Here is a 23,897-nt window from a genome sequence, read left to right on the forward strand (position 1 = left end):
GATATTCGAGCGTAATGTAACGAAAAAAGTTGCTTATAGTGCATGAGCGAGAAAATGTAAACGGCATGTAAAAGATGTTAAAAGTATATTAACATAATAAAAAGGATAACTTGTTTTTTCAATAATATGGAGATGGCGTTCTTTATGTTTACATGAACAACAAAAAAGTGTTGATTTTACTTTTAAATGTGTAATGACAATGGCAATAAAGTTATCAAGTTTTTACAAACTAAAAATACCTTACAACTAAGCTATATGTTGTCTATATTTTACTAGATAAATAATTATGGTACACTATAATAAGGTTATAATTGATACAGAAAAGGTGTGACTTTGTCGCGCTTTATTTAAGGTGATTATAGAAAGCGCCTACATCCTTTCTGCAAATCTTAATAAAGGGAAGGTTAGTATGAGTAGCAAAGAAACTAAAAAAGATGTTATTTTGATTGGTGCCGGAATCATGAGTGCGACATTAGGCACAATTCTAAAAGAATTAGATCCAACGATTACTATTAAAGTATTTGAAAAGCTCGATAAAGCTGGAGAAGAGAGCTCAAACGAATGGAATAATGCTGGTACAGGTCACGCAGCATTATGTGAATTAAACTATACATCTGAAAAAGAAGATGGCACAGTTGATATTTCTAAAGCGGTAAATGTTAACGAACAGTTCCAAATTTCACGTCAATTCTGGTCATATTTAGTGGAGAAAAATTTATTAAATCATCCAGAACAATTTATTATGCCTTTGCCACATATGAGTATGGTACAAGGAGCAGATAACGTAGAATTTTTACGTCGTCGTCATGCAGCTATGTCAGCGCACCCATTATTTAAAGGTATGGAGTTTGCTGAAGATGAGGCAACATTACAAGAATGGATCCCTCTTATTATGGATGGACGTACATCACCAGAGCCAATTGCAGCAACAAAAATTGATTATGGTACAGATGTTAACTTTGGTGCATTAACACGTATGTTATTTGACAACCTAGAAAAACAAGGTGTTCAAATTCAGTACAATAGCACAGTTAAAGATGTAAAACGTGCTGAAGATGGCCGTTGGGAAGTAAAAGTAGTGAGTGGTGATGGTAAATTAGCTTACCATAATGCAGACTTTACATTCCTAGGTGCTGGTGGCGGTAGCTTACACCTATTACAAAAAACAGGTATTCCTGAGAGTAAACATATTGGTGGCTTCCCAGTAAGCGGCTTATTCTTAGTATGTAATAAAGAAGAAGTCGTTAATAAACATTATGCAAAAGTGTATGGTAAGGCAGCAGTGGGTGCACCACCTATGTCAGTACCTCACTTAGATACACGTTTCATTGATAACAAACGTGCATTGTTATTTGGTCCTTTTGCTGGTTTCTCACCTAAGTTTTTAAAGACCGGTTCAAACATGGATTTAATTTCATCTGTTAAACCGAACAACGTCTTTACTATGTTAGCGGCAGGCGCTAAAGAGATGTCTCTAACAAAGTATTTAGTACAACAATTAATGCTATCAAAAGATCAGCGTATTGAAGAGTTACGTGACTTTGTGCCAACAGCTAAGGCAGAAGATTGGGATGTAGTCGTTGCAGGCCAACGTGTACAAGTTATTAAAGACACAGACAAAGGCGGCAAAGGTACATTGCAATTTGGTACGGAAGTAGTAACAGCAGAAGATGGCTCAGTAGCAGCACTTCTAGGCGCGTCACCAGGTGCGTCAACAGCTGTGAAAGTAATGTTTGATGTAATCGGAAAATGTTTCCCAGAGCAAATGCCACAATGGGAAAGCAAATTAAAAGAAATGGTACCGTCATATGGCAAAAAGCTAGCTGACCATCCAGAACTTTTAGAAGAATTACATGAAGCAACAGCTAAAACATTAAAATTAGATCAACCATTATCATAATAAATAAAAGTATCATCGCGCTTACGCGGTGATACTTTTTTATAGGCAATCATTTAAAAATAGGTGTGCGCTTTAAAATCGTGCATAATGGAATAGCAATGAGTAGACCAGCAGCATTTTGTACAAGGTCACCTGGTATAGAAGCTAAAGGTATAATCCAACTATTAAATAGTATACCTTCACAAATAAAATAGCCTAATAACATAGGTGGCACAGAGACGACCATCGCCAACACATTATACCCAACGTGTTTACCTTCACGCCCATTACCCCAAGCGATCTTACCGACAATATATCCTTGAACGCCACGTGTGATAAAAGTGAATGGCGCCCACAACGTCCAACCTGCAACAATATCGAATAGCCCCATACCAATAGCCCCAGCCGAAGCTCCTTTTTTAGGGCCAAATAAAATAGCACAAATAAATAACATAGCCGTACCCAAATGTACGAGCCCACCATTTGCAGCAATCGGTAATTTAATGTTAAGCATCATGGTTGCAATAAAGACTAAGGCAATACACATTGCTGTAATGGTTAAATCTAATACACGTTTTCCTGTAGTTGGTTTCATTGTTTGAGTTGACACAATGCATCATCCTTTACGTTATGAATTGCTTCTAACAGTAGCAAAGTACTGATTGTTTTAAAAGTGCCAATTTGCGATAATTTTAAGGGGTCAGTGATACGATAAATGCTGTTAATTTCTTAAAAGTGTGATGTAATAGAGAAAGGAATATGGAGAGAATCGAGGCATATTTGTGAAAAAATTTAAAAAATTTTATATTGAAGTGACCAGTGTTTGTAATTTGGCTTGTGTATTTTGCCCGCCTACTGAGCGAGCTAAGCAATTTCTATCTTTAGAGGATTTTTCAAAACGATTAGATCAAATCAAACCATTTACAGATTATATTTATTTACATGTAAAAGGTGAACCATTACTGCACCCTAAAATTGGTGATTTATTAGATATTAGTTATGAAAAAGGTTTTAAAGTAAATATTACAACGAATGGTACGCTCATTAAGAAGAAAAGAGAAAAATTATTAGGTAAACCTGCGTTACGTCAAATTAATTTTTCATTGCACAGCTTTGATGGGCATATTGGTTCTAAAGACAAGGCAGGTTATGTGAATGAGATTATCTCGTTCGTTAAAGAAGCCACAAGCCAATCAAATTTATACGTATCCTTACGTTTATGGAATTTGACTCAAGATAATAAAACAAATGCAGAGCGTCAGCGCAATCGTGAGTTGCTTGAGATGATTGAACAGGCATTTGATTTAGATTATTTTATTGAAGAGCGTGTAGCACCAGGAGCAGGGATTAAAATTGCAGATCGCGTTTATATTAATCAAGATTATGAATTTAAATGGCCCGCTCTGCATGAGGAAGAAGACGATGGGAAAGGTTTTTGCTATGGTTTACGTACACAAGCAGGTATTTTAGCAGACGGTACTGTGATTCCTTGTTGTTTAGACGGAGAAGGTGTCATTAACCTCGGCAATATTAATCAACAAGATTTTTCAGAGATTATTACGAATGAGCGAGCTACGAATATTGTAGATGGTTTTTCTCGCCGAGAAGCCGTTGAGGAATTATGCCGTAAGTGTGGCTATCGCCAACGTTTTGGCAAGTAGAAGAGGAAGTGGTAAAGGGAATCGTAACAATTCTCTTTACCCCTTTTTTGTTTTAAAGAACGAATTTTTTGTTGATACAACGTTTAGTACGTTAGTTTTTTGTTATGGCTTGCTTTACTATTTATAGTTGTATTAAGTAACAGTAATATTAGTTAATACAGGTTTATGGTGTAATAACGCAAAAAAATCATACGTGAGTCAGCTAGTTATGATAATGTTTTAGTATTACAAAGAGATAGGGTGAAAAGCGATGAAAAAAACAACATTTGCCGTTATTGGTACAGGCGTGGTGGGCGAACGTATTATTAAACAAATACAAGCACATCCTACTTGTGAGATTGTAGGCGTATATGATGAGAATGAGGAAAGATTAACAACAGTAGCAAGTATGTATCAATTAAATCAGATGGCTACATTACATGATTTATTAGCTTTACAAGCTGATTGGGTTTATATTGGTACGCCGCCTATGAGCCATTATGCGTTAGCAGCACAAGTAGCCGAGCGCGGCTCTAATATTTTATGTGAAAAACCATTGGCACATGATGCTAAGGAAGGCGAGCAAATGGTTGTGTTAGCTGACAAATACCAGGTGAAAACAGCTATGCACTTTCCTATGATGTATAGCGCTGCTGTGCAAACGCTTAAAGAAAAAATCACGCAAGGTGAGTTGGGTGACATTTTACGTATTGAGTTTCAAGCTTATTTTCCTGTGTGGCCGAGACCATGGCAACAAAATCCATGGATTGCTACACGAGCACAAGGTGGCTTTATTCGTGAAATCTTCCCGCATTATTTGCAACTGACCCATCATTTATTTGGAGATATTGTATTCACAGCACATCAAACCAATTATCCTCTAGACGAAACACAATGTGAGACAGCTGCTGTAGCAATTGGAATGGTGCAAAAAATACCATTACTATGTAATGCGATAACTCAACAAGCAGGCAAAGAAAAACTTACGTATACCATATATGGAACAAAACAAAATGTTACTATTCAAGACTGGGCAGATATTTATGTAACTAATAGAGATGGCATGCAACAGCAGATTGAGCCTACCACAACGGATCACTCATTATTGGATGCCATTATACATGCAAAAAATACAGTCACCTTTGCAGAAGGTGCTAAAATTCAACATTGGATTGATGAGTTACTGCAAGGTTAATATTTTCCACTTCATGCCAAGTATAAGGTATGCTATTGAAAAGGGGGCATTACAATGAAAAAGAAAATAATAATAAGTATCGTTGCTATTTTCGTGATATTCATTGGCTTTACGGTAACAAAAACATTACTAGCTAAATCAAAACAGCCTACTGCTAAACAACAAACACACACATTAGATGAGAATCGTATTATTAATAATTTATCCAGCGCTGTGAAAATTAAAACCATATCCTATGAGAATCGTGATCAAATTGACTATAGTGAATTTGATAAATTTATTCGTTTTTTAGCTGAGACATACCCATTAGTGCATGAAAATTTATCGCTAGAGCGCATTAATGAATACAGTTTAATTTATCGATGGGAAGGTACTAATCCAAAAGCACGACCTATAGGTTTGGCGGCACATTATGATGTTGTCCCCGTATTAAAAGGAACAGAGAATGATTGGGAAGAAGAAGCATTCAGCGGCACCATAACAGAAGAGTTTGTTTGGGGGAGAGGTACTTTAGATGATAAGGTTGGTGTCATTGGTATTTTAGAAGCTGCGGAACAATTAGTCAAAGAAGGCTATCAACCACCGCAAGATATTTATTTGTTATTTGGGCATGATGAAGAGATTGGTGGAGATGAAGGTGCTGCTAAAATTACGGATTATTTGAACGAACAAAATATCCAATTAGCGTATGTTATGGATGAAGGCGGAGCTATCGTAACAAATATGGTTCCGGGGATTAAAGCTCCTGTAGGCGTTATAGGTGTAGCCGAAAAAGGTATGGCAGACGTGACACTCACAACAACAGGAAGTGGTGGGCATTCTTCACAACCTGCTACTATTACAAATGTAGGTCGTATTTCAAAGGCAATTGCCAAATTAGAAGAACAACAATTTAAAGCCCATTTTGATGGCCCAACAAAAGAGTTATTTGAATTTGTAGCACCAGAAATGAGCTTTGGTTACAAATATGTCTTTGAAAATACCTGGCTTTTCCAACCCGTGATCACAAAGATTTTATTAGGTAAACCAGCTACTGCAGCTGTTATGCGTTCAACAATTGCGCCAACGATCTTTCACGCGGGTGAGAAGGCGAATGTATTACCGGAGAAGGCACAAGCGAATATTAATGTTCGTGTGATGCCACAAGACACATTAGAGAGCTTACAAAAAGATATTGAAAAGATAATTGATGATGAAGCTATTGACGTAACAGTTGAAGGTAACGAAGCCTCACCAGTATCCTCAACAAGCAATGGAGCATTCCAAGCTATTCAACAAGCAGCTCGCGATACTTATCCAGATGCCATTATTGCGCCTTATATTATGATTGCGGGCTCAGACGCGAAACATTATGCAAGAGCCGCAGATGATACGTATCGTTTTTTACCTATTATGATGGAAGAAGATGGTCTCCAAAAGATGCATGGTACAAATGAGCGTATTACAAAGGATGCCATGATCAAAGCGGTAGCCTTTTATATGACATTGCTACAAGAGACGAAATAAATGCGTAACGTATATCAAGCAGGCACTGACGATTATTATAACGTCAGTGCCTGTTTTAATTATGGCGTTAAATATTAAAATACGATGTGCCACTCATCACGTTGCGCTAAAAATTCTTTAGCCAATGCCAGTGCACCTGCTAAGTCGTGGCTTGCCGCCCAACCACATTGTACTTCATTACAAGCGGGTACACTTGTTGCTTGTAGTACCTCTTGCAACGTTTGTTCTAAGATGTGTAAGACATCTTCATAATCGGCATGATTAATGAGCGAGAGGTAAAATCCCGTTTGGCAACCCATAGGTGAAAAATCAATCACCTTATCACTGTAATTACGAATACTATTAGCTGTTAAGTGTTCTAGTGAGTGCAATGCAGGCATTGCCATATGTGCTTTATTAGGTTGTTTAAAACGAACATCATACTTATAAACTTCATCACCATTCGTGCCTTTTTTGATATCAGCTAAACGAACGTAAGGGGCAACTACTTTTGTATGATCTAAATCAAAGCTTTCCACATTTGTTTTATCCGTCATTACTGTCCACTCCTTTAATGTTTATAAGATTACTATGAATTAATGGTATAGCATAAAAAGAAAGAAAGCAATCCTAATTTCTTGTCAGTAAGAAATTGGGACTGCTTTCTGTATCATTTTTGCATAATAAAATTGAGATGACGACCACAACTACGATCTTGACGATAAGAAAATCCTTGTTCATCATCATATGTACAAGAGGTATCGACATAAATATTATGCTCAGGAATATGATGTAATAAGCATTGCTGTTTCACCACTTGTTGATTATCAATATGATATTTATTGGTTTCTGCATTAAAGTACATAAATTCATTGGCATAACCTAAAGACAAAAATTGATCATACACATCTTGATCTACCTCAAATCTCTTTTGGCTTAAAGCAGTGCCTATCATTACATGGATATTTTCAGGTAGACAGCCTTCATTAGCGATAAGATGGTACATAGTTTTTTTAGTGATTTCTTTCACAGTGCCTTGCCAACCAGAATGAATAGCACCGATGAGTGAGTGCGTATTATCAAAAAAGAGTACAGGTACACAATCCGCTGTAAAGCTACACAACACAACATTTTTTTCACATGTATATAAGGCATCTGTATTCGGAATAGCATCTTGATTAGTAAAAGCACCTCGTCCAAGATCATCTGCTGTTACGCGATGAATATTAGCACTATGCGTTTGATTAGCACAAACAAATTGATTTAAAGAAACATCTAGTGTTTTAGCTAACTGTTGCCGATTGTTAATAATAGTTTTTGAGTCTTCACAAACATGCAAAGCCATATTATTACATTCATTATGATTAGACTTTAATGTCACACCAGCTATGACTTGAGGTGTATCTAGGTAGAGTTTCATCTGTAACCTCCTTCATGCATAAGATGATATGTAGTATACACGAATAAAAAAGGAAAAGCTGATAAAAGAGCTTTTCCTTGTTAGTTGTTAGCGAATGGTTACAGCAGTACCAGCTGCTACACACATCATCATGCCATCACGTAATGTCTCAAAATCTAAATCGACACCTACTACAGCGTTAGCACCTAAAGCTGCAGCACGTTCTTCCATCTCTTGAATAGCAATTTTACGTCCTTCAGCGAGTTTGTCTTCATAAGCGCTACTGCGTCCTCCAATAATATCCGTTACAGAGGCAAAAATATCACGTACGACATTAGCACCCATGATCGCTTCCCCACTCACTATCCCATGATATTCCATGATTTCATGACCTTCTACCTGAGGTGTTGTTGTTACTAGCATATTAATCGCTCCTTTGTGTTATTTAATATATAATACGTTTAATCTAAAAAAATGATTCATAAAAATAATGATTGTGGGTGATAGTATATGCTTTCAATGATTAAAGAGCGAACGATTCAAACGTTGATAACAGAGCAAATGTCTGACAAAGATCAAGCGAAGTTACAGTATGGTGTTGCTTTATTTTATGATACATTGACCAAGGGTATCGTAGTGTATGGTTTAGCCATTTTATTAGGTATAGGTATCGAAACACTCATTGCCCATTGTAGTTTTTATCTTTTTAGGCAAGTAACATATGGTTGGCATTATCCTAGCAGTTTGGGGTGCACACTTGTTAGCGTAACAATTTTTGTACTTATCCCTTTTTCATTACCTTTAACACAGTTAAATGAATATATATTAATTCCATTAGGCTTGGTAGCTGTGAGTATTATTGGCGTATTAGGGCCTGTTGATACCAAGCAATATAGATTAACAAGTGAACATAAAGCAAAGTTACATCAGTCAGCTTTAGTTCGCATTGTCATTATTATTTTAGTATACGTGGTAACCCCCCCACAATATCATAGTTATGTGCTATTAGGGGTTAGCTTTCAAGCATTTACATTAGTCTTTCAATTATTAAAGAATAGGAGGTGTGATTCATGCTAAATTCAGTTTTAGGAATTGTACGTAATGTATTCGTTAATTTTGGTGGCTTAGGTACGAAGAAAGTATGCACAGGATTCACGTATGAGGTAGAGATGCCTAAAGTATTACAAGAAGAAGAAAAATAATAGAGATACTTGCCTCTTATTCGATTATAATGACGAATAGGAGGTTTTTTATGCTAGCCATAAGTTTATTAGACTTTATCAGTATACTTATACAGTTTGTGACATTAATTGTTGTGTGTAGTTATGTAATGGAGAACCGTATTTCAATTCGTTTGTTTTTGCTTGCAGGTGTGTTGGTGTTATTGCCAGCTACGATATTATTTTCTACACTTAAGACTGTTGGTATCATGTATTTCATCGTAAGTATTTATGTTTTAGTCAGTATTTATTATCGCAAGATGGTAATTTTGTTCACTATTTCATTAACCTTTATTTTGCTTATTTTAGCTGACCATATGAATGGCGCGCTATTAAGTTTATTAAATATAAAGGCAGACTCATATGTTTATGTCCGTTTAAGTACGTATGTCGTCGTTGTTTTTGTATTAGAATATTTATATGTTAGGCTGTATCGCGTATTTTTAAAAAATGCGTTGAAAAATATTGTATTAAGTATTTTCTTAAATGTATTGTCACTCGTTATTATGTTTGGATTTTATTATAATATTTTTGCGGTTATTGATATTAATTCAACAGAAACAACACGCGTTAATTTTGTTTTGTTTTTATTATTATTTATTTTATTAGGTGCCATCACATCAGGAAGTATTTACTTAGCACTGAATGAAAAGAACTTTGTGTTAAAAGAACGTGAACATGAGGCTTTCATGACCTATATCGAAACATTAGAGAAAACCAACGAGGATATGCGTTTATTTCGTCATGACTATGTTAATATTTTGCTTAGTTTGCAAGGATATATTATGGCAAAAGAGTGGGACAAACTAGAAGAGTACTTTACGATGCACATTAGTAAGATTGAACAAAAAAGTATTGCTACATCAGCATCTATCATTGATTTACAACGCATTCATATTCGAAGTATTAAAGGTTTATTATTTCAAAAGATCAATACATCTATTGAAAAAGGCTATCAACCAAAGTTACATGTCTCAGAAGATTTAGAGCAAGTACAATTTGATGAGTTAGCTTTAAACCGCATACTAGGTATTTTATGGGATAATGCAATTGAAGCTTGCGACATGTATCACCAAAAGGCGATTGAAATGTCCATTATTCAATATGATAATTACATGGAGATACAATTAAATAATTTTATTGGTGATGTCCCACTTAACATGGAAGAGGTATTAGAGCCACAAGTATCTTTAAAGAAAAATCATGAAGGTGTAGGTCTTGTTAGCGTGAAGCGTCTCGTTAATTATGAAGAGAACAGTAAGATTACTTTTAAGATAGAAGATGGTTGGTTTAAAGTAAATTTATGTATTTATCATAAAATATGAAAAAGCAGTAGCGAGATGATGAGCGCTACTGCTTTTCTTTATTTTGTAAAGTTATCAAAGTAACCTTGAATATATACGATTGGTGTACCTTTATCACCACTACCAGAAGTTAAGTCAGCTAAAGAACCGATTAAATCTGTTAGCTTACGAGGCGTTGTACCTTGTGCTTCCATTGCGCCTGTAAGGTCCTCGTCTTTTTCATTAATATGTTTTTTAATCGCTTCTTCTAACTCAGCACCACGTAAACCAGAGAAATTATTATCTGCTAAATATTTTAGTTTGACTTCATTAGGTGTACCATCTAAGCCATCTGTATATGCTGGCGAAACGACAGGGTCAGCAAGTTCCCAAATCTTACCTACAGGATCTTTGAATGCGCCGTCACCATAAATCATAACTTCTACATCTTTGCCTGTTTCTTTACGTAAAATCTCTTGGATTTTGTCTACAACAGGTTGGCACTCACGTGGGAATAACTTAACGCCATCTTCTGTTGATTTGTTAGAGCCTAATAAACCATATTGTTCATTATAGCCACTGCCATCCACAGATGTTGATAAAATATCATCTAAAGTAAATACTTTTTCTGCACCATTGTCTTCTAAAATACGTTTTGTACGGTAACGTGTATGAATGTCACATGTTAAGACATGTTTTGTATATTGTAAAATAGTTTTTGGCTTTTGCGAGAAGACAACTTCACATTCAGCGCCTTCAGCAGCCACTAACTCTTTATAGTATTCAATATAATCGACACCTGTAAAGCGGTGTTTGTTATAACCAAATAGTTCACGGAATTGAGCTTCTGTTAATGTATCCGTCCAAGGATTTACACCCTTCTCGTCTAAAGCATCTAGTGAAACAAGATGATTGCCGACTTCATCTGATGGGTAGCTTAGCATAATAACTACTTTTTTTGCGCCACGTGCAATACCACGTAAGCAGTTTGCAAAACGGTTACGACTTAAAATAGGGAAAATAACACCTACTGTATTGTCGCCAAATTTATTCGTAATATCTTTAGCGATTTGATCGATTGAAGCATAGTTGCCTTGAGCACGAGCTACGATTGATTCTGTAATTGCTACGATATCTTTATTTTGAATTTCAAATCCTTCAGCTTTTGATGAACGTAATACGCTATCTACAACGATTTGTTCAATGCTGTCGCCTTTATTAATGATAGGGCAACGAAGACCTCTTGTTACTGTACCAACTGTTCGTTCCACTAAGATTCGCTCCTTTTTACGCGCTTGCGTAATTTAAAATTGAACTACTCTTGTACTATACATGGTTTATAGATATAAGTAAAATGAATATATGATATATTAGGTATAAGGAGTGCTTATATGGTAAGTAAATTAGATTTATATCGTATTTTTAGTCAAGTAGCTGTTAGTGAAAGCTTTTCTAAAGCAGCTAAAACGCTTTATTTAACACAACCTGCAGTGAGCCAATCCATCATGCAATTGGAAGAAGAACTTGAAATGCGTCTCTTTAACCGTACACCAAAAGGCGTATCATTAACACGAGAGGGTAAACTTTTGTACGATTATGTACACTCGGCGCTGAATTTAATTGACTCTGGTGAAAAAAAGATGCAAGAGTTTAAAACATTACGTGCGGGCAAAATAGCGATTGGTGTTGGAGATACGATATCGCGTTATTTCTTGTTGCCCTATCTAGAAACATTTCATAATTTGTATCCGGATATTAAATTTAAATTGGTTAATGGTACAACTTCCGAACTATGTCGTATTTTAAAGACAGGCGAAATTGATGTTGCATTATGTAATTTTCCCATTGATGACCCTAAACTAAAATTAATTGTGTGTGACGAAGTACAAGATACGTTTGTTTATGGTGAGAAATACCATAAAATGTTTTCACAACCTGTCACGTTTGAAGAGCTAGTTAAGTGGCCCTTAATATGCCTTGAACAAAGCTCAAATTCTCGACGTTTTATGGATGATTTTATGGCAGAACGAGGAATTGAGATGGCTCCTGAATTTGAACTAGGCTCTCATGAATTATTACTAGACTTTGCAAAAATTAACTTAGGTATTGCCTGTGTAACAAAGGAGTTTTCAAAAAACTATTTAGAGAGTGGTGTCTTACAAGAAGTGCAATTAATGGAGCCAATACCTAAGCGAGCTATTGGTATTTGTTATTTAAAGAGCGTACCCTTGTCACCAGCATCTACAAAATTTGTGGAAATTGTTGTGAATAAAAAAGTAGATTATTTTTTGTCATAAATGACTAGAAGTATACAAAATAAAAAAGGCGGTGTGATTTTTTTAAATCTCACAACCTTTTTATTTTTGCTATCGTTGTTTGTTATAAAAGAGTATTTAATGTGTATTATATCCAAAGAATATAATAAAAAAGATCAATATTAGAATAGCAATAATGAACAATAAATAAAATGTGCTGATGGTTAGTAAAGCGAATCTAGAAAGGTGACGCTTACTTTTAAAAAGAGAGAAGAATACTATTATGAAACAAATTAACATGATATATATAGGAAGAAGTAGTAGACCTCGTTCCATTAATAATGTAAGTAAATCGATTTTTTCACCCCTTGATCGCAGTATACCATAAATGTATTTTTATAACATTTATTGTTTAGATTTTCACTCCATTCGCTAATCGCCCTTAAATTATTAATTTTCTCTTGATTCATGAAGTAGTACACTAATAACAAACTGGGGGGATTGGATGCATGACGGTTATACGATGCGAGATGCAAAATTTTGGGGTGTTATTGTAAGTTTAGGTATGGCTTCAACTTATATTTTTTCTGTAATGTACGCATTTCAGCCATTACTGCCGATTTTAACAAATGAATTTGATATTTCCATTACATACGCTAGTCTGAGTATGTCAGCGATGACAGCAGGTTTGATTCTAGGGTTATTAGTCATTGGCTTTTTATCAGACCGTTATGGACGTGAAAAATTTGTAAAATTCTCTATTTTATTTGTAGCGTTACCTTTTTTTATTTTGCCTTCCGTACAAGATTTTATTTGGATTGTTATTTTACGATTTTTGCAAGGGTTTATGTTAGCAGGTGTGGCAGCAGTGGCACTTGCTTATATTGGTGAAGAAATCCACCCTAAATTTAGAGGTACGGCAACAGCTTTATACATTTCATTTAATAGTGTAGGTGGGATGATAGGTAGAGTTATAACAGGCACATTGACAGAAAATCATTCTTGGATTTTTGCGATATATGTGTTGGCGATTTTAGGATTGATTACTTTTATAATCGTCATCAGTTTGCTTCCGCCATCTACTAATTTTAGAGCAAGTCAGGTTACTATGACCCAAGATATGAAAGGTCTTTTAATACATCTAAAAAATCCGCGATTAGTATTGTTATTTATGTTTGGTCTTATTTTACAAGTTAGTTTTACAAGTGTCTGGACATATTTACCCTTTTATTTACAGTCATCACCTTATCATTGGCGTTTACAAGATATCTCATTAGTGTATATAACATATGGGTTTGGGATTGTAGGTGCTCCTCTGGCAGGATATTTGGCTACAAAATATGGATTAGTGCATATTCGTACAAGTGGGATTGTATTCTTGATTATCGGTATTTTACTTACACTAGTGCCTACAACTATAGGTATTGTACTTGGTATGTGTGTAATTTGTTTAGGATTTTTTGTTGCGCATTCTTCTATGGCAACCTCCGTTAATATGAAAGCACAACATCATAAGGGTGGCGCTTCAAGCCTATACCTAGTCTCTTATTATATTGGTGTTGCCATTGGTAGCTCGGCTTTTGGTCACGTATGGGTATGTAAAGGGTGGCATGGTATTATTACAATTGCAGCCCTCACCCTAATTTTATACAGCCTCTTTGCTATGATAAGCAGTAAACTCATAAAAAAAGCGCCCTATATCAAATAGTAGGGTGCTTTTTACAGGATTAATGTTGGTCCATAACAACTAAGACAGGGCAATGAGCATGTTTAATGATTTTACTACTTACACTACCTAATAACAGTGATTGCAAGGCGTGCAAGCCCCTTTTACCAACAATGATAATATCTACATTTTTTTCTTTACTGTAATGTGTAATCTCTTCAGCAGGTTTGCCTTGGAGCATCGTCAATTTACAAGCTATATTGTCTTGCTTTAATATATTTTCAATATTTGCGATTTTTCTTCTGCGCTCAATCTCCGTTAAGTTAGAAGCCCCATTATAACTTTTAGTTGCCAATACTTCATCTGTCTCACTCACATACACCAGTTCAATAAAAGCCGTGGCATGAGCTAATTTATGAGCTTCCTTTGCTGCTCGTATAGAGTTGTCAGAACCATCTACAGCAACAAGAATATGTTTATACATCATAAACCCCCTTTTACTGTAAGTATACCTTACCTAAGTAAAACAACGATATTTTTATTTCACAAAGGCGAAATTGCCGTGAATTTTATATGGCAAAATGAGTAACAATTGCGATTACACTTTGATTTCACAAGCATTTCAACGTTCCTTCACTTTCATTTAGTACGATAATGCAGAAACAGAAAGGAGGAAACAGATTGAATTTTCCATCGATAGATTTTTCTTGGTTTGGTAATGGTTCAGTGATTGCGTTAATTGCTATTATCCATGTTGTTATTAGTCATGGGGTAGCCATTGGGACAATTGCATTAATGGTAACGATGGAGTATCGCGCACATCGTACTAAAAATCTAGCATTGGATGCATTAGCCAAAAAGATTGCCAAATGGGTGCTCATTATTACGACAACTATGGGGGCTATGACAGGAGTGGGAATTTGGTTTTCCACAACGGTTATTCAACCAGACTCCATTGGTGCATTACTACGTATTTTCTTCTGGGCGTGGGTAGCAGAATGGATTGTATTTATTACGGAAGTTGTATTATTAATTCTTTATTATTACACATGGGATAAATGGCAAGATGGACGTGCCAAAGCGCGTCATATTAAATTAGGTATCGTATTAGCTTTTGCTTCTTGGATGACAATGGCGATTATCACAGGTGTGTTAGCCGCTAAACTAACACCTGGTTTATGGGTGGAAACACATGCTTTTTGGAATGCTTTTATTAATCCTACTTATTTACCTTCATTAGGTTTCCGCATGTTTTTAGCCATCTTATTAGCCATTGCATTATTATCTTTCTTTATTAGATGGCGTGTAAAAGACGTGGCGTTGAGACAGGAAGTGTTCCATGTATTTGGTTTATGGGGTGCTATTTCCTTACCAGCAGTATTTGTTTTAGGTTTATGGTATTTATGGTCAATCCCAACAGATGCATATGACATGATTGTATGGTCGACAGGTATGCCAGAAAATGTGTTTAAAACATTAAATGGTATTGCCTTTGCTATTCTCATCATTTATTTAATATGGATGATTGTAAAACCAAAAGCTGTACCTTGGATTTTGTCGTTAATAGTGATGGGTTCTTCCGTTGCGTTTATTGGTGAATTTGAGGTAGTACGAGAGTCTATTCGTAAACCTTTTATTATTTATGATTATATGTATGCTAACGGTTTACTTGAAGAAAACCGAGAGAAGTACGACGAAGAAGGCTTTTTAAAACATGCCACATGGGCAAAAGAACGTGAGATAACAGAAGACAATGTGGTAGATGCAGGGCGAGAAGTATTTATTGGGCAATGCATAACATGTCATACAGTGGATGGCTGGCGTTCAAAGCGTTCTCTTACTAATCGCATGGATGGCTGGACAGAGGATGATATGACTTCATTCATTCCAACGATGCATAATGTACGTGTAGCTATGCCTCCCTTTATGGGGACGGATGAAGAGTTAGAAGCGCTAGCTGCTTATTTAAGCACAGAAATTAATGGTAAGCGAACAAATAAAAAAGAGGTGAGTCAACAATGATAGTAGCCTCCATCTCACCAGATAATGTATTACCAATACCAGCCCCTATTGGTTTATTAGAAGTATTAATCGTCATAACCTTCTTATTGCACATCATATTTGTAAACTTTACGATTTCTTTAACAGCTGGAGCAGTAGGTTTAGAGACTTTTGGTATCATTAAAAAGAATAGAAAATATGATAATATGGCGAAAATCGCTTCCTATCATGCTTCCATTCATAAGAGTATTGCTGTCGTTTTAGGCGTAGGGCCTCTGTTAATGATTAGCGTAATTTATACACAATACTTTTATTCATCTACGATTTTAATTGGTAAAGCGTGGTTGAGTGTATTAATTTTATTGATTGTAGCATTTCTTATGTTATATGTTTATAAATTTACGTGGGAGCGTTGGCAACACAAAAAAGGTCTTCATTTATTTTTTGGTATAGGCGCAATGGCAATTTTATTCTTTGTACCACTCATATTTATCGTAAATGTGGTATCTATGCTATATCCGGAGCAATGGGCAACAGCAAATGGTTTTTTCCATAGCTTATTCCATTATCCACAAATATGGCAACGTTACTTGCACTTTATGCTTGCTTCAATAGCAACAGGTGGTTTTTATTTCTTTATTTTCTATAGTTTTAAAAAGAGAAAGCATGTATTACAAGAAGATGAAGTATCACTAAAACGTAACGGTGCTAAAGTAGGTTTTTGGGTAACCGTGGTGCAATTAGTGGCAGGTTTTTTACTGTTATTCTCATTCAAACCTGAAATTCGTATGTTATATATGGGTGAAGATCTCTTACTCACCACATTATTAATTCTTTCTATTATGTTCACTTTAATTTTATGTGCCCTTTTGTATAAGGCAAGTGAGCAAGACTCAGGAAAATCGTTTTTACTAGCTCTTGCTACGTTTGTGATGATACTTGGCATTATGGGATGGATGCGTCATGAATTAAGGGAATCCTACTTACAACCCTACTTAGAAGATAATCCACGCACGGAGCACACAACACAAAATAACAACAAATAATCAAAAGAGTGACTACATGTAATATTGTAGTTGCTCTTTTTTATTATGGTGAAGTGTCTCAACGTGTATGGAAAGCATGTAAGAGAATAACTCTGATTAACGTAAAAAAACGGAGATTCGCTGTAAAAAACAAAAAAATAAAGAAAAGGGTATGTAGATTCCTAAATAGGGTAAAATATTTGCTGTATAAAAAGACTTATTATTTATTATATTCAGAAAATAAAGAAAATAGTATTGTACAAAGGGAATAAATTGTATATACTTATCAGAAATATCGAACTTATCTAAAAACATCAAGTGTAGGGGGAATCATTATGGCAGAGAGTAATAAGTTTAAAAAAGTTGGCTCTGTATTTCTAGCTACTTCTTTATTAGCCGGTGTATTAGCAGGATGTGGGACGGGCGATGGCAAAGAGAGCAATTCATCAAGTGGCGGCAAATCAGATAGCGATACGATTAAAATTGGTGCCAACCTTGAATTATCAGGACCTGTAGCCTCATATGGCTCTTCGATTGGTCAAGGGGCAGAATTGGCTGTGAAGGAAATTAATGACGCTGGCGGTATTGATGGCAAAAAAATCGAATTAATAAAAGTAGATAATAAATCAGAGAATGCCGAATCAGCTTCACAAGCTATGAAGTTAATTACGCAAGATAAAGTTGTAGCTATGTTGTCACCTGCGACATCAGGTAACACAATAGCCACTGTACAAATTGCTAATGAAAATAAAATACCAATCGTAGGAGCAGCAGCAACAGCCCCAAATATTACAGTAAATGAAGATGGCTCAATCAACGAATATGCTTTCCGTACATGTTTTATTGACCCATTCCAAGGGACTGTAGCCGCTAACTTTGCAGTTGATGAATTAGATGCTAAAAACGTTGCTATTTTTGCCGACAATGCCTCTGATTATGCGAAGGGGCTTGCAGCAGCCTTTAAAGAAACTATTGAGGAAAAAGGTGGAAAGGTTGTTGGTGAAGAGGCATACGTAGCAAAAGATACGGACTTTAAGACAACATTGACACGCATTAAAGCTTCTAACCCGGACTTTGTTTTTATTCCTGGATACTATGAGGAAGTAGGGCTAATTATTAAGCAAGCACGTGAGTTAGGGATTGATGTGCCGCTTATGGGAGCTGATGGTTGGGACTCACCTAAATTAGTAGAGTTAGCAGGAGCAAAAGCATTAGATAATACGTATATTACAAATCACTATTCAGCAGAAGACCCTGAAGAAAAAATCCAATCATTTGTAGCCGCATTTAAAAAAGAGTTTAGCGATAAATCACCAGATGCTTTTAATGCACTGGGCTATGATAGTATTTATTTCTTAAAAGATGCTATTGAACGAGCAGGCTCAACAGATGGCGATAAAATCCAACAAGCATTAGCAGATACAAAAGACTTAACTGTTGTAACAGGTAAGTTCACAGTTGACAAAAACCACAACCCAGTTAAAACGGCAACAGTTCTCGAATACGTAGACGGTAAACAAAAGTTCAACTCTAAAGTAAATCCGTAAGTAGGAGTTTGTATGGGGGCGAGCGAATTCGCCCTCTTTTTTTCTGTTAAAGAAGCGGTCAAAGGAGTGAAAGTGATGGAGTGGATACAACAACTAATAAATGGCGTGTCATTGGGGAGTATTTATGCCCTAATTGCATTAGGTTACACGATGGTATACGGCATTATTAAATTAATTAACTTTGCTCATGGCGATGTCTTTATGATAGGTGGCTTTATTGGCTTTTATGCCATGGTACGTTGGGATATGGGCTTTATTCCAGCTTTATTATTAGCGATGATACTCTGTGCAGTTTTTGGTGTCATTATTGAACGCGTTGCTTATAAAAGGTTGCGTAATTCTACAAGAATAGCCGCTTTAATTACAGCGATTGGTGTTTCATTATTAATTGAATATACCGTTGTCTTTTTCCGAGGAGCTCAACCAGAAGGGTATCCTGATCTTTTTGTAGAGAAAAACATCACCATATTAGGTGTGCAAATTAGTAAGACCTCTATTTTAATTTTAGCAGTATCGATTGTTTTAATGTTATTACTACAATTCATTGTACAAAAAACAAAAATTGGTAAGGCTATGCGTGCTGTGTCTCATGATGCGGATGCTGCACGCTTGATGGGCATTAACGTCGATAACACTATTTCAGCAACATTTGCGATTGGCTCTGCATTAGCAGGAGCAGCAGGCGTTATTTTTGGTGTTTATTACACAAAAGTAGATCCTTTTATGGGGATTATTCCTGGATTAAAAGCGTTCGTAGCAGCAGTACTAGGTGGTATTGGCATTATTCCAGGTGCTATGGTTGGCGGCATGTTACTTGGTGTAGTAGAGACCTTTGTAAGTGCTTTAGGCTTCTCATTATGGCGTGATGCAGCAGCCTTTATCATCTTAATTTTAATCCTAATCTTTAGACCAGAGGGTATTTTCGGTAAAAATACTCGAGAGAAAGTGTAGGTGAGTGAAGATGAAAAAGTCGAAAATATTTTGGAGTTATCTCATTCTAGCGCTCGTTATTTACGCCGTAGGTCAAGCGCTAATATCACTAAATATTATTGATATGTATTATAAAAATATGCTAATCACCATGTGTATTAATATCATGTTAGCTGTGAGTTTGCATGTAGTCATTGGTGTGACAGGGCAGTTTTCAATTGGGCATGCAGGCTTTTTAGCCATTGGTGCTTATGTGTCAGCAATCTTTACTATGAAGCTAGGTATGCCATTTATTGTTGCCATTTTAGTTGGCGCTATCGTTGCTACATTAGCAGGATTAATTGTAGGGATTCCTACCTTGCGCTTGAAGGGTGACTATTTGGCAATTGCTACATTAGGTTTTGCTGAGATTATACGTATTACATTCCTCAATATTGATTATGTTGGGGGTGCAGCAGGTATGCAAGTTACGCAATTATCAAATTGGACCTATGCCTTTTTTGCGGCACTTATTACGATCATTGTGATTTCCAATTTCACAAAATCCCGTCATGGTAGAGCATGTATTGCGATAAGAGAAGATGAAATTGCCGCAGATGCGATGGGCATTAATACCACGTATTACAAAGTAACAGCCTTTGCATTAGGTGCTTTCTTTGCGGGGGTTGCAGGTGGTATTTTCTCACACAATGTTTTTATTATTCAACCATCAGCCTTCGGGTTTTTAAAGTCATTTGATATTTTAATCTTTGTTGTGTTAGGTGGTTTGGGCAGTTTATCAGGTGCTATCATATCAGCGGTGTTATTAACACTAGTATCCACCTATTTAGGCAACTTCCCTGAGACGCGTATGATTATTTATAGTTTAGTATTAATTTTAGTCATGTTATATCGTCCAACAGGCTTACTTGGCACAAAGGAAATTACAGACCTCTTTAAATCAAAGAAAAAGGGAGGGATAGACCATGACCAATAATACATTATTACAAGTGGAGAATATGGGTATTCAATTTGGTGGTCTTAAAGCTGTACAAGGCGTTAATTTGTATTTAAATAATGGCGAGTTAGTGGGGTTGATTGGTCCTAATGGCGCAGGAAAAACAACTAGCTTTAATATGTTGACGGGTGTATACAAGCCATCTGAAGGTAAAATAGTCTTTGCTGGTCAAACATTAAATGGTAAGCCTCCTTATAAGGTAACACAAAGTGGTATTAGTCGTACTTTCCAAAATATTCGCTTGTTCAAAGATTTATCGGTACTCGATAATGTAAAGGTAGCAAATCATTGGCTAGCGAAACATTCCATTCTATCATCGATCTTACGCTTACCTAATCATTTTACGAGTGAGGCTAAAATGGCAGAAGATGCGACAGCTTTTTTAAAAATCTTCGGATTAGATCGTTATAAAAATGAGCTCGCTAAAAATTTACCTTATGGTATGCAACGCCGCTTAGAAATTGCGCGTGCTTTAGCGGCAAAGCCCAAACTATTATTACTAGATGAGCCAGCTGCAGGAATGAATCCACAAGAAACAAGGGAATTAATGGAGCTCATTGCATTTATCCGTAAAGAATTTGATTTAACGATTTTATTAATTGAGCATGATATGCATCTTGTGATGGGCATTTGTGAGCGAATTTATGTACTCGATCATGGGCAACTCATAGCAGAGGGAAATCCAAATGAGATTCGCAGTAATCCAAAAGTCATTGAGGCATATTTAGGTGAGGAGGTCGTTGAAAATGCTTAAAGTAGATGATATTGATGTATATTATGGCAACATACAAGCATTAAAAGGCCTGTCTTTAGAAGTGAATGAAGGTGAAATTGTCACATTAATTGGTGCAAATGGTGCTGGGAAAAGTACACTCTTACAAACATTATCAGGCTTACAAAAACCCAAGAGAGGTAGCGTGGAGTATTTAGGTGAGAGCATTGCTGGTAAAGCTGCACAGTCAATAGTGAAGGCTGGCATTTCACATGTTCCAGAAGGAAGGCGTGTCTTTGCTAATCTATCGGTGGAAGAAAACTTAGACTTAGGTGCGTATTTGCGTAAAGATAAAGAAGGCATTGCTAAAGACTTGGCACATGTTTATGAATTATTCCCTCGACTACTCGAACGTAAAAAACAACAATCTGGCACATTGTCAGGTGGGGAGCAACAAATGTTGGCAATGGGTAGAGCTATTATGGCAAAGCCCAAATTACTATTATTAGATGAGCCTTCTATGGGGCTCGCACCCCTAATGGTACAAAATATTTTTACGATTATTGAGACAATCAATAAAGAAGGAACAACCATTTTATTAGTGGAACAAAATGCCCATATGGCACTCTCTGTTGCTAATCGTGCCTATGTGTTAGAGACAGGCAAAATTGTATTAGCAGGTACAGCTAAAGAATTACAGGAAAGTGATGAAGTGCGTGCAGCTTATTTAGGTGGTTTATAAAATTGGTAGTAGCTTAAAATTACAGTTAAGGATTGTTGGTAAGGCATAATATGTTGTGGAACATGTACGTTATTAGGTACAATACGAACGAGGTGAAATGAACATGTTTACAATTATGCCACTGCAAAAAAAACACATGAAAAGTTATTTACGTGCCACTCAAGACGAAGAAATTCGCTATTTGACAGGTACAAAATCAACATTTACATTAGCGCAATTAGAAGCCTATTATGATCGAATAACAGAAGATAACACACGTCGCGATTATGCGATTTGCCTAAATGACGAAGCTATAGGTGATTTTACATTGATGAATATTGATACAGAAAATCATGCCGTTGGTTTTCGTATCGCCATTCACGACAGCAATCACTTTGGTAAAGGTTATGGTAGTGTAGCCGTGAAAGAGGCGCTGCGCATTGCTTTTGAGGATATGGAGATGCACCGAGTACAGTTAGAAGTATATAATCACAACCCTCGTGCCATTCGTGTATACGAAAAAGCAGGCTTTATTAAAGAAGGTGTGAGGCGTGATGCAATTTGTTTAGATGGTGTATATCGTGATGAGATTATTATGGCGATTTTAAGTACAGAATATCGATAAAAGATTAGCAATTGTAGCTAATCTTTTTTTATTAGAATAATACTTATACGAGAATACGAGTTAAAAAATAATTATAATAATAATACTAATTATTAAAAGTAAAATATAATATTTCTATAATTAATGTACCATTTTTATTTCTTTTTAGTCATTTAAATAGCTATTTTGATAAAATAATACCACTATTCATTTTGCTATACAAAATGAGAATAGTGTAATAAGATAATGGTGCAGTGTTGAAAACGCATTCAATACAGCTAAAAAAGAGGAGGTTTACAACAATGAAAGCAGCAATCGTTACGAAAGATCACAAAGTGAATATTGAAGACAAGCAATTACGTCCGTTAAAGCATGGGGAAGCGCTTGTAAAAACAGAGTTTTGCGGTGTATGCCATACAGATTTACACGTGAAAAATGCAGACTTTGGTGATGTAACAGGTGTGATTTTAGGACATGAAGGTATCGGTAAAGTAATTGAAGTAGGCGAAGGTGTTACCTCTTTACAAGTGGGCGATCGTGTATCAATCGCTTGGATGTTTGAAAGTTGTGGCAACTGTGAGTACTGTAATACAGGCCGTGAAACATTATGTCGTAATGTGAAAAATGCAGGTTATACAGTTGACGGTGCTATGGCAGAAGAAGTTATTGTATCAGCTGATTATGCTGTGAAAGTACCAGAAGGTTTAGACCCAGCAGCAGCTTCATCGGTTACATGTGCAGGTGTAACAACATATAAAGCAGTAAAAGAATCTCATATTAGACCAGGTCAATGGATTGGTGTTTTTGGGATTGGTGGCTTAGGTAACTTAGCTGTCCAATATGCGAAAAACGTATTTGGTGCAAAAGTTATTGCTTTCGATATTAGTGATGATAAACTAGCCTTTGCAAAAGAGTTAGGGGCGGATGTAGTTGTTAACTCATTAAACGAAGACCCTATACAGAAGGCTAAAGAAGTAACAGGTGGTAAAGGTCTAGATGCTACAGTGATCACAGCGGTTGCTAAAACACCATTTAATCAAGCGATTGATGTTGTAAAAGCAGGTGCTCGTGTTGTCGCGGTTGGTTTACCAGTGGATAAGATGGATTTAGATATTCCACGTCTTGTATTAGATGGTATTCAAGTGATTGGTTCACTTGTGGGTACACGCCAAGATCTACAAGAGGCTTTCCAATTTGCAGCTGAAGGTAAAGTAGTACCAAAAGTTGAGTTGCGACCACTTGAAGATATTAATGAAATCTTTGAAGAAATGGAAGAAGGTAAAATCACAGGCCGTATGGTAATTGACTTTACAAAATAATATAGAGTAAAACGAGGAA

24 protein-coding genes are annotated in these 23,897 nt (G+C 36.1%); 18 read left to right on the plus strand and 6 right to left on the minus strand.

The annotated features are described in order from the left end of the window. Positions 1–373 precede the first annotated feature (373 nt). Complete coding sequence (locus IEW44_RS12065; RefSeq protein ID WP_268236380.1) at positions 374–1,900, plus strand: malate:quinone oxidoreductase; 1,527 nt, start codon at positions 374–376, stop codon at positions 1,898–1,900. A 49-nt stretch (positions 1,901–1,949) separates the two neighbouring features. On the opposite strand, the gene IEW44_RS12070 is transcribed toward IEW44_RS12065, so the two are convergent. After that, positions 1,950–2,474 carry an ECF transporter S component gene (locus IEW44_RS12070; RefSeq protein ID WP_188615424.1) on the minus strand — a complete coding sequence of 175 codons (525 nt, stop codon included), beginning with the start codon at positions 2,472–2,474 and terminating at the stop codon, positions 1,950–1,952. 187 nt (positions 2,475–2,661) lie between these two features. Here IEW44_RS12070 and IEW44_RS12075 point away from each other — a divergent pair, with 187 nt between their 5' ends. From IEW44_RS12075 to IEW44_RS12085, 3 genes are all read left to right on the plus strand, one after another. Beyond that, positions 2,662–3,540, plus strand: a complete 879-nt coding sequence (locus tag IEW44_RS12075) for a radical SAM/SPASM domain-containing protein (RefSeq protein WP_188615308.1) — start codon at positions 2,662–2,664, stop codon at positions 3,538–3,540. 250 nt (positions 3,541–3,790) lie between these two features. Beyond that, a complete protein-coding gene (locus tag IEW44_RS12080; protein WP_188615309.1) occupies positions 3,791–4,714 on the plus strand; it encodes a Gfo/Idh/MocA family protein in 924 nt (307 codons plus the stop codon). 54 nt (positions 4,715–4,768) lie between these two features. After that, a complete protein-coding gene (locus IEW44_RS12085; protein WP_188615310.1) occupies positions 4,769–6,220 on the plus strand; it encodes a M20 family peptidase in 1,452 nt (483 codons plus the stop codon). A gap of 74 nt (positions 6,221–6,294) precedes the next feature. Here IEW44_RS12085 and IEW44_RS12090 read toward each other — a convergent pair whose 3' ends face one another. The 3 genes from IEW44_RS12090 to IEW44_RS12100 all read right to left on the minus strand — a co-directional run bounded on the left by IEW44_RS12090 (position 6,295) and on the right by IEW44_RS12100 (position 8,021). Next, complete coding sequence (locus tag IEW44_RS12090) at positions 6,295–6,756, minus strand: S-ribosylhomocysteine lyase (protein ID WP_188615311.1); 462 nt, start codon at positions 6,754–6,756, stop codon at positions 6,295–6,297. Between the two features lie 113 nt (positions 6,757–6,869). Continuing rightward, the gene (gene pgeF, locus IEW44_RS12095; RefSeq protein ID WP_188615312.1) at positions 6,870–7,619 is read right to left on the minus strand and encodes a peptidoglycan editing factor PgeF; all 750 of its coding nucleotides are present in this window, start codon (positions 7,617–7,619) and stop codon (positions 6,870–6,872) included. Positions 7,620–7,706: 87 nt separating this feature from the next. After that, positions 7,707–8,021, minus strand: coding sequence for a YbjQ family protein (locus IEW44_RS12100; RefSeq protein ID WP_188615313.1), 315 nt, complete (start codon positions 8,019–8,021; stop codon positions 7,707–7,709). 87 nt (positions 8,022–8,108) lie between these two features. Here IEW44_RS12100 and IEW44_RS12105 point away from each other — a divergent pair, with 87 nt between their 5' ends. The 3 genes from IEW44_RS12105 to IEW44_RS12115 are packed head-to-tail and all read left to right on the plus strand — an operon-like array spanning position 8,109 to position 10,143. Further along, the gene (locus IEW44_RS12105) at positions 8,109–8,675 is read left to right on the plus strand and encodes an accessory gene regulator B family protein (RefSeq protein ID WP_188615314.1); all 567 of its coding nucleotides are present in this window, start codon (positions 8,109–8,111) and stop codon (positions 8,673–8,675) included. Next, positions 8,669–8,800 carry an AgrD family cyclic lactone autoinducer peptide gene (locus IEW44_RS12110; protein ID WP_188615315.1) on the plus strand — a complete coding sequence of 44 codons (132 nt, stop codon included), beginning with the start codon at positions 8,669–8,671 and terminating at the stop codon, positions 8,798–8,800. The genes IEW44_RS12105 and IEW44_RS12110 overlap by 7 nt, the downstream gene beginning before the upstream one ends. A gap of 50 nt (positions 8,801–8,850) precedes the next feature. Continuing rightward, a complete protein-coding gene (locus IEW44_RS12115; RefSeq protein ID WP_188615316.1) occupies positions 8,851–10,143 on the plus strand; it encodes a GHKL domain-containing protein in 1,293 nt (430 codons plus the stop codon). A gap of 38 nt (positions 10,144–10,181) precedes the next feature. Here the strand turns inward: IEW44_RS12115 and IEW44_RS12120 are convergent, their stop codons facing one another. Further along, positions 10,182–11,372, minus strand: coding sequence for a coenzyme F420-0:L-glutamate ligase (locus tag IEW44_RS12120; protein ID WP_188615317.1), 1,191 nt, complete (start codon positions 11,370–11,372; stop codon positions 10,182–10,184). Positions 11,373–11,492: 120 nt separating this feature from the next. Between IEW44_RS12120 and IEW44_RS12125 the strand changes: the two genes are divergently transcribed. Both IEW44_RS12125 and IEW44_RS12130 read left to right on the plus strand, forming a co-directional pair. Continuing rightward, entirely contained in the window at positions 11,493–12,398 is a 906-nt protein-coding gene (locus IEW44_RS12125; protein ID WP_188615318.1) for a LysR family transcriptional regulator, read from the plus strand. Between the two features lie 463 nt (positions 12,399–12,861). Further along, positions 12,862–14,064 carry an MFS transporter gene (locus IEW44_RS12130; protein WP_188615319.1) on the plus strand — a complete coding sequence of 401 codons (1,203 nt, stop codon included), beginning with the start codon at positions 12,862–12,864 and terminating at the stop codon, positions 14,062–14,064. Positions 14,065–14,083: 19 nt separating this feature from the next. Here the strand turns inward: IEW44_RS12130 and IEW44_RS12135 are convergent, their stop codons facing one another. After that, entirely contained in the window at positions 14,084–14,506 is a 423-nt protein-coding gene (locus tag IEW44_RS12135; RefSeq protein ID WP_188615320.1) for a universal stress protein, read from the minus strand. Positions 14,507–14,703: 197 nt separating this feature from the next. Here IEW44_RS12135 and IEW44_RS12140 point away from each other — a divergent pair, with 197 nt between their 5' ends. The 9 genes from IEW44_RS12140 to adhP all read left to right on the plus strand — a co-directional run bounded on the left by IEW44_RS12140 (position 14,704) and on the right by adhP (position 23,878). After that, positions 14,704–16,044, plus strand: a complete 1,341-nt coding sequence (locus IEW44_RS12140) for a c-type cytochrome (RefSeq protein WP_188615321.1) — start codon at positions 14,704–14,706, stop codon at positions 16,042–16,044. After that, positions 16,041–17,069, plus strand: a complete 1,029-nt coding sequence (locus IEW44_RS12145; RefSeq protein WP_188615322.1) for a cytochrome ubiquinol oxidase subunit I — start codon at positions 16,041–16,043, stop codon at positions 17,067–17,069. The genes IEW44_RS12140 and IEW44_RS12145 overlap by 4 nt, the downstream gene beginning before the upstream one ends. A gap of 314 nt (positions 17,070–17,383) precedes the next feature. Beyond that, positions 17,384–18,595, plus strand: coding sequence for an ABC transporter substrate-binding protein (locus IEW44_RS12150; RefSeq protein ID WP_188615323.1), 1,212 nt, complete (start codon positions 17,384–17,386; stop codon positions 18,593–18,595). A 75-nt stretch (positions 18,596–18,670) separates the two neighbouring features. Further along, positions 18,671–19,546 carry a branched-chain amino acid ABC transporter permease gene (locus IEW44_RS12155; RefSeq protein ID WP_188615324.1) on the plus strand — a complete coding sequence of 292 codons (876 nt, stop codon included), beginning with the start codon at positions 18,671–18,673 and terminating at the stop codon, positions 19,544–19,546. Between the two features lie 10 nt (positions 19,547–19,556). Continuing rightward, the gene (locus IEW44_RS12160; RefSeq protein ID WP_188615325.1) at positions 19,557–20,501 is read left to right on the plus strand and encodes a branched-chain amino acid ABC transporter permease; all 945 of its coding nucleotides are present in this window, start codon (positions 19,557–19,559) and stop codon (positions 20,499–20,501) included. Further along, entirely contained in the window at positions 20,491–21,276 is a 786-nt protein-coding gene (locus IEW44_RS12165) for an ABC transporter ATP-binding protein (protein ID WP_188615326.1), read from the plus strand. Before IEW44_RS12160 ends, IEW44_RS12165 begins: the two co-directional genes overlap by 11 nt. Then, positions 21,269–21,976: an ABC transporter ATP-binding protein gene (locus IEW44_RS12170; protein ID WP_188615327.1), complete on the plus strand. Its 708-nt coding sequence runs from the start codon at positions 21,269–21,271 to the stop codon at positions 21,974–21,976. The genes IEW44_RS12165 and IEW44_RS12170 overlap by 8 nt, the downstream gene beginning before the upstream one ends. A 103-nt stretch (positions 21,977–22,079) precedes the next feature. Next, positions 22,080–22,580, plus strand: a complete 501-nt coding sequence (locus tag IEW44_RS12175) for a GNAT family N-acetyltransferase (RefSeq protein WP_229704233.1) — start codon at positions 22,080–22,082, stop codon at positions 22,578–22,580. A gap of 281 nt (positions 22,581–22,861) precedes the next feature. Further along, the gene (gene adhP, locus IEW44_RS12180) at positions 22,862–23,878 is read left to right on the plus strand and encodes an alcohol dehydrogenase AdhP (RefSeq protein WP_188615329.1); all 1,017 of its coding nucleotides are present in this window, start codon (positions 22,862–22,864) and stop codon (positions 23,876–23,878) included. Positions 23,879–23,897 lie beyond the last annotated feature (19 nt).

It is taken from the genome of Lysinibacillus alkalisoli (assembly GCF_014643595.1).
In the GTDB taxonomy this organism is placed as follows: Bacteria; Bacillota; Bacilli; order Bacillales_A; family Planococcaceae; genus Metalysinibacillus; species Metalysinibacillus alkalisoli.

Excerpts from the sequence above, each read along its gene's own strand:
- IEW44_RS12160 (WP_188615325.1), top strand. The coding sequence starts at position 19,557 with ATGAAAAAGTCGAAAATATTTTGGAGTTATCTCATTCTAGCGCTCGTT.
- IEW44_RS12070 (WP_188615424.1), bottom strand. The coding sequence starts at position 2,474 with ATGAAACCAACTACAGGAAAACGTGTATTAGATTTAACCATTACAGCA.
- IEW44_RS12105 (WP_188615314.1), top strand. The coding sequence starts at position 8,109 with ATGCTTTCAATGATTAAAGAGCGAACGATTCAAACGTTGATAACAGAG.
- IEW44_RS12080 (WP_188615309.1), top strand. The coding sequence starts at position 3,791 with ATGAAAAAAACAACATTTGCCGTTATTGGTACAGGCGTGGTGGGCGAA.
- IEW44_RS12145 (WP_188615322.1), top strand. The coding sequence starts at position 16,041 with ATGATAGTAGCCTCCATCTCACCAGATAATGTATTACCAATACCAGCC.
- IEW44_RS12115 (WP_188615316.1), top strand. The coding sequence starts at position 8,851 with ATGCTAGCCATAAGTTTATTAGACTTTATCAGTATACTTATACAGTTT.
- IEW44_RS12100 (WP_188615313.1), bottom strand. The coding sequence starts at position 8,021 with ATGCTAGTAACAACAACACCTCAGGTAGAAGGTCATGAAATCATGGAA.
- IEW44_RS12085 (WP_188615310.1), top strand. The coding sequence starts at position 4,769 with ATGAAAAAGAAAATAATAATAAGTATCGTTGCTATTTTCGTGATATTC.
- IEW44_RS12135 (WP_188615320.1), bottom strand. The coding sequence starts at position 14,506 with ATGTATAAACATATTCTTGTTGCTGTAGATGGTTCTGACAACTCTATA.
- IEW44_RS12155 (WP_188615324.1), top strand. The coding sequence starts at position 18,671 with ATGGAGTGGATACAACAACTAATAAATGGCGTGTCATTGGGGAGTATT.
- pgeF (WP_188615312.1), bottom strand. The coding sequence starts at position 7,619 with ATGAAACTCTACCTAGATACACCTCAAGTCATAGCTGGTGTGACATTA.
- IEW44_RS12125 (WP_188615318.1), top strand. The coding sequence starts at position 11,493 with ATGGTAAGTAAATTAGATTTATATCGTATTTTTAGTCAAGTAGCTGTT.
- adhP (WP_188615329.1), top strand. The coding sequence starts at position 22,862 with ATGAAAGCAGCAATCGTTACGAAAGATCACAAAGTGAATATTGAAGAC.
- IEW44_RS12170 (WP_188615327.1), top strand. The coding sequence starts at position 21,269 with ATGCTTAAAGTAGATGATATTGATGTATATTATGGCAACATACAAGCA.
- IEW44_RS12165 (WP_188615326.1), top strand. The coding sequence starts at position 20,491 with ATGACCAATAATACATTATTACAAGTGGAGAATATGGGTATTCAATTT.
- IEW44_RS12090 (WP_188615311.1), bottom strand. The coding sequence starts at position 6,756 with ATGACGGATAAAACAAATGTGGAAAGCTTTGATTTAGATCATACAAAA.
- IEW44_RS12150 (WP_188615323.1), top strand. The coding sequence starts at position 17,384 with ATGGCAGAGAGTAATAAGTTTAAAAAAGTTGGCTCTGTATTTCTAGCT.
- IEW44_RS12110 (WP_188615315.1), top strand. The coding sequence starts at position 8,669 with ATGCTAAATTCAGTTTTAGGAATTGTACGTAATGTATTCGTTAATTTT.
- IEW44_RS12130 (WP_188615319.1), top strand. The coding sequence starts at position 12,862 with ATGCATGACGGTTATACGATGCGAGATGCAAAATTTTGGGGTGTTATT.
- IEW44_RS12175 (WP_229704233.1), top strand. The coding sequence starts at position 22,080 with ATGTTTACAATTATGCCACTGCAAAAAAAACACATGAAAAGTTATTTA.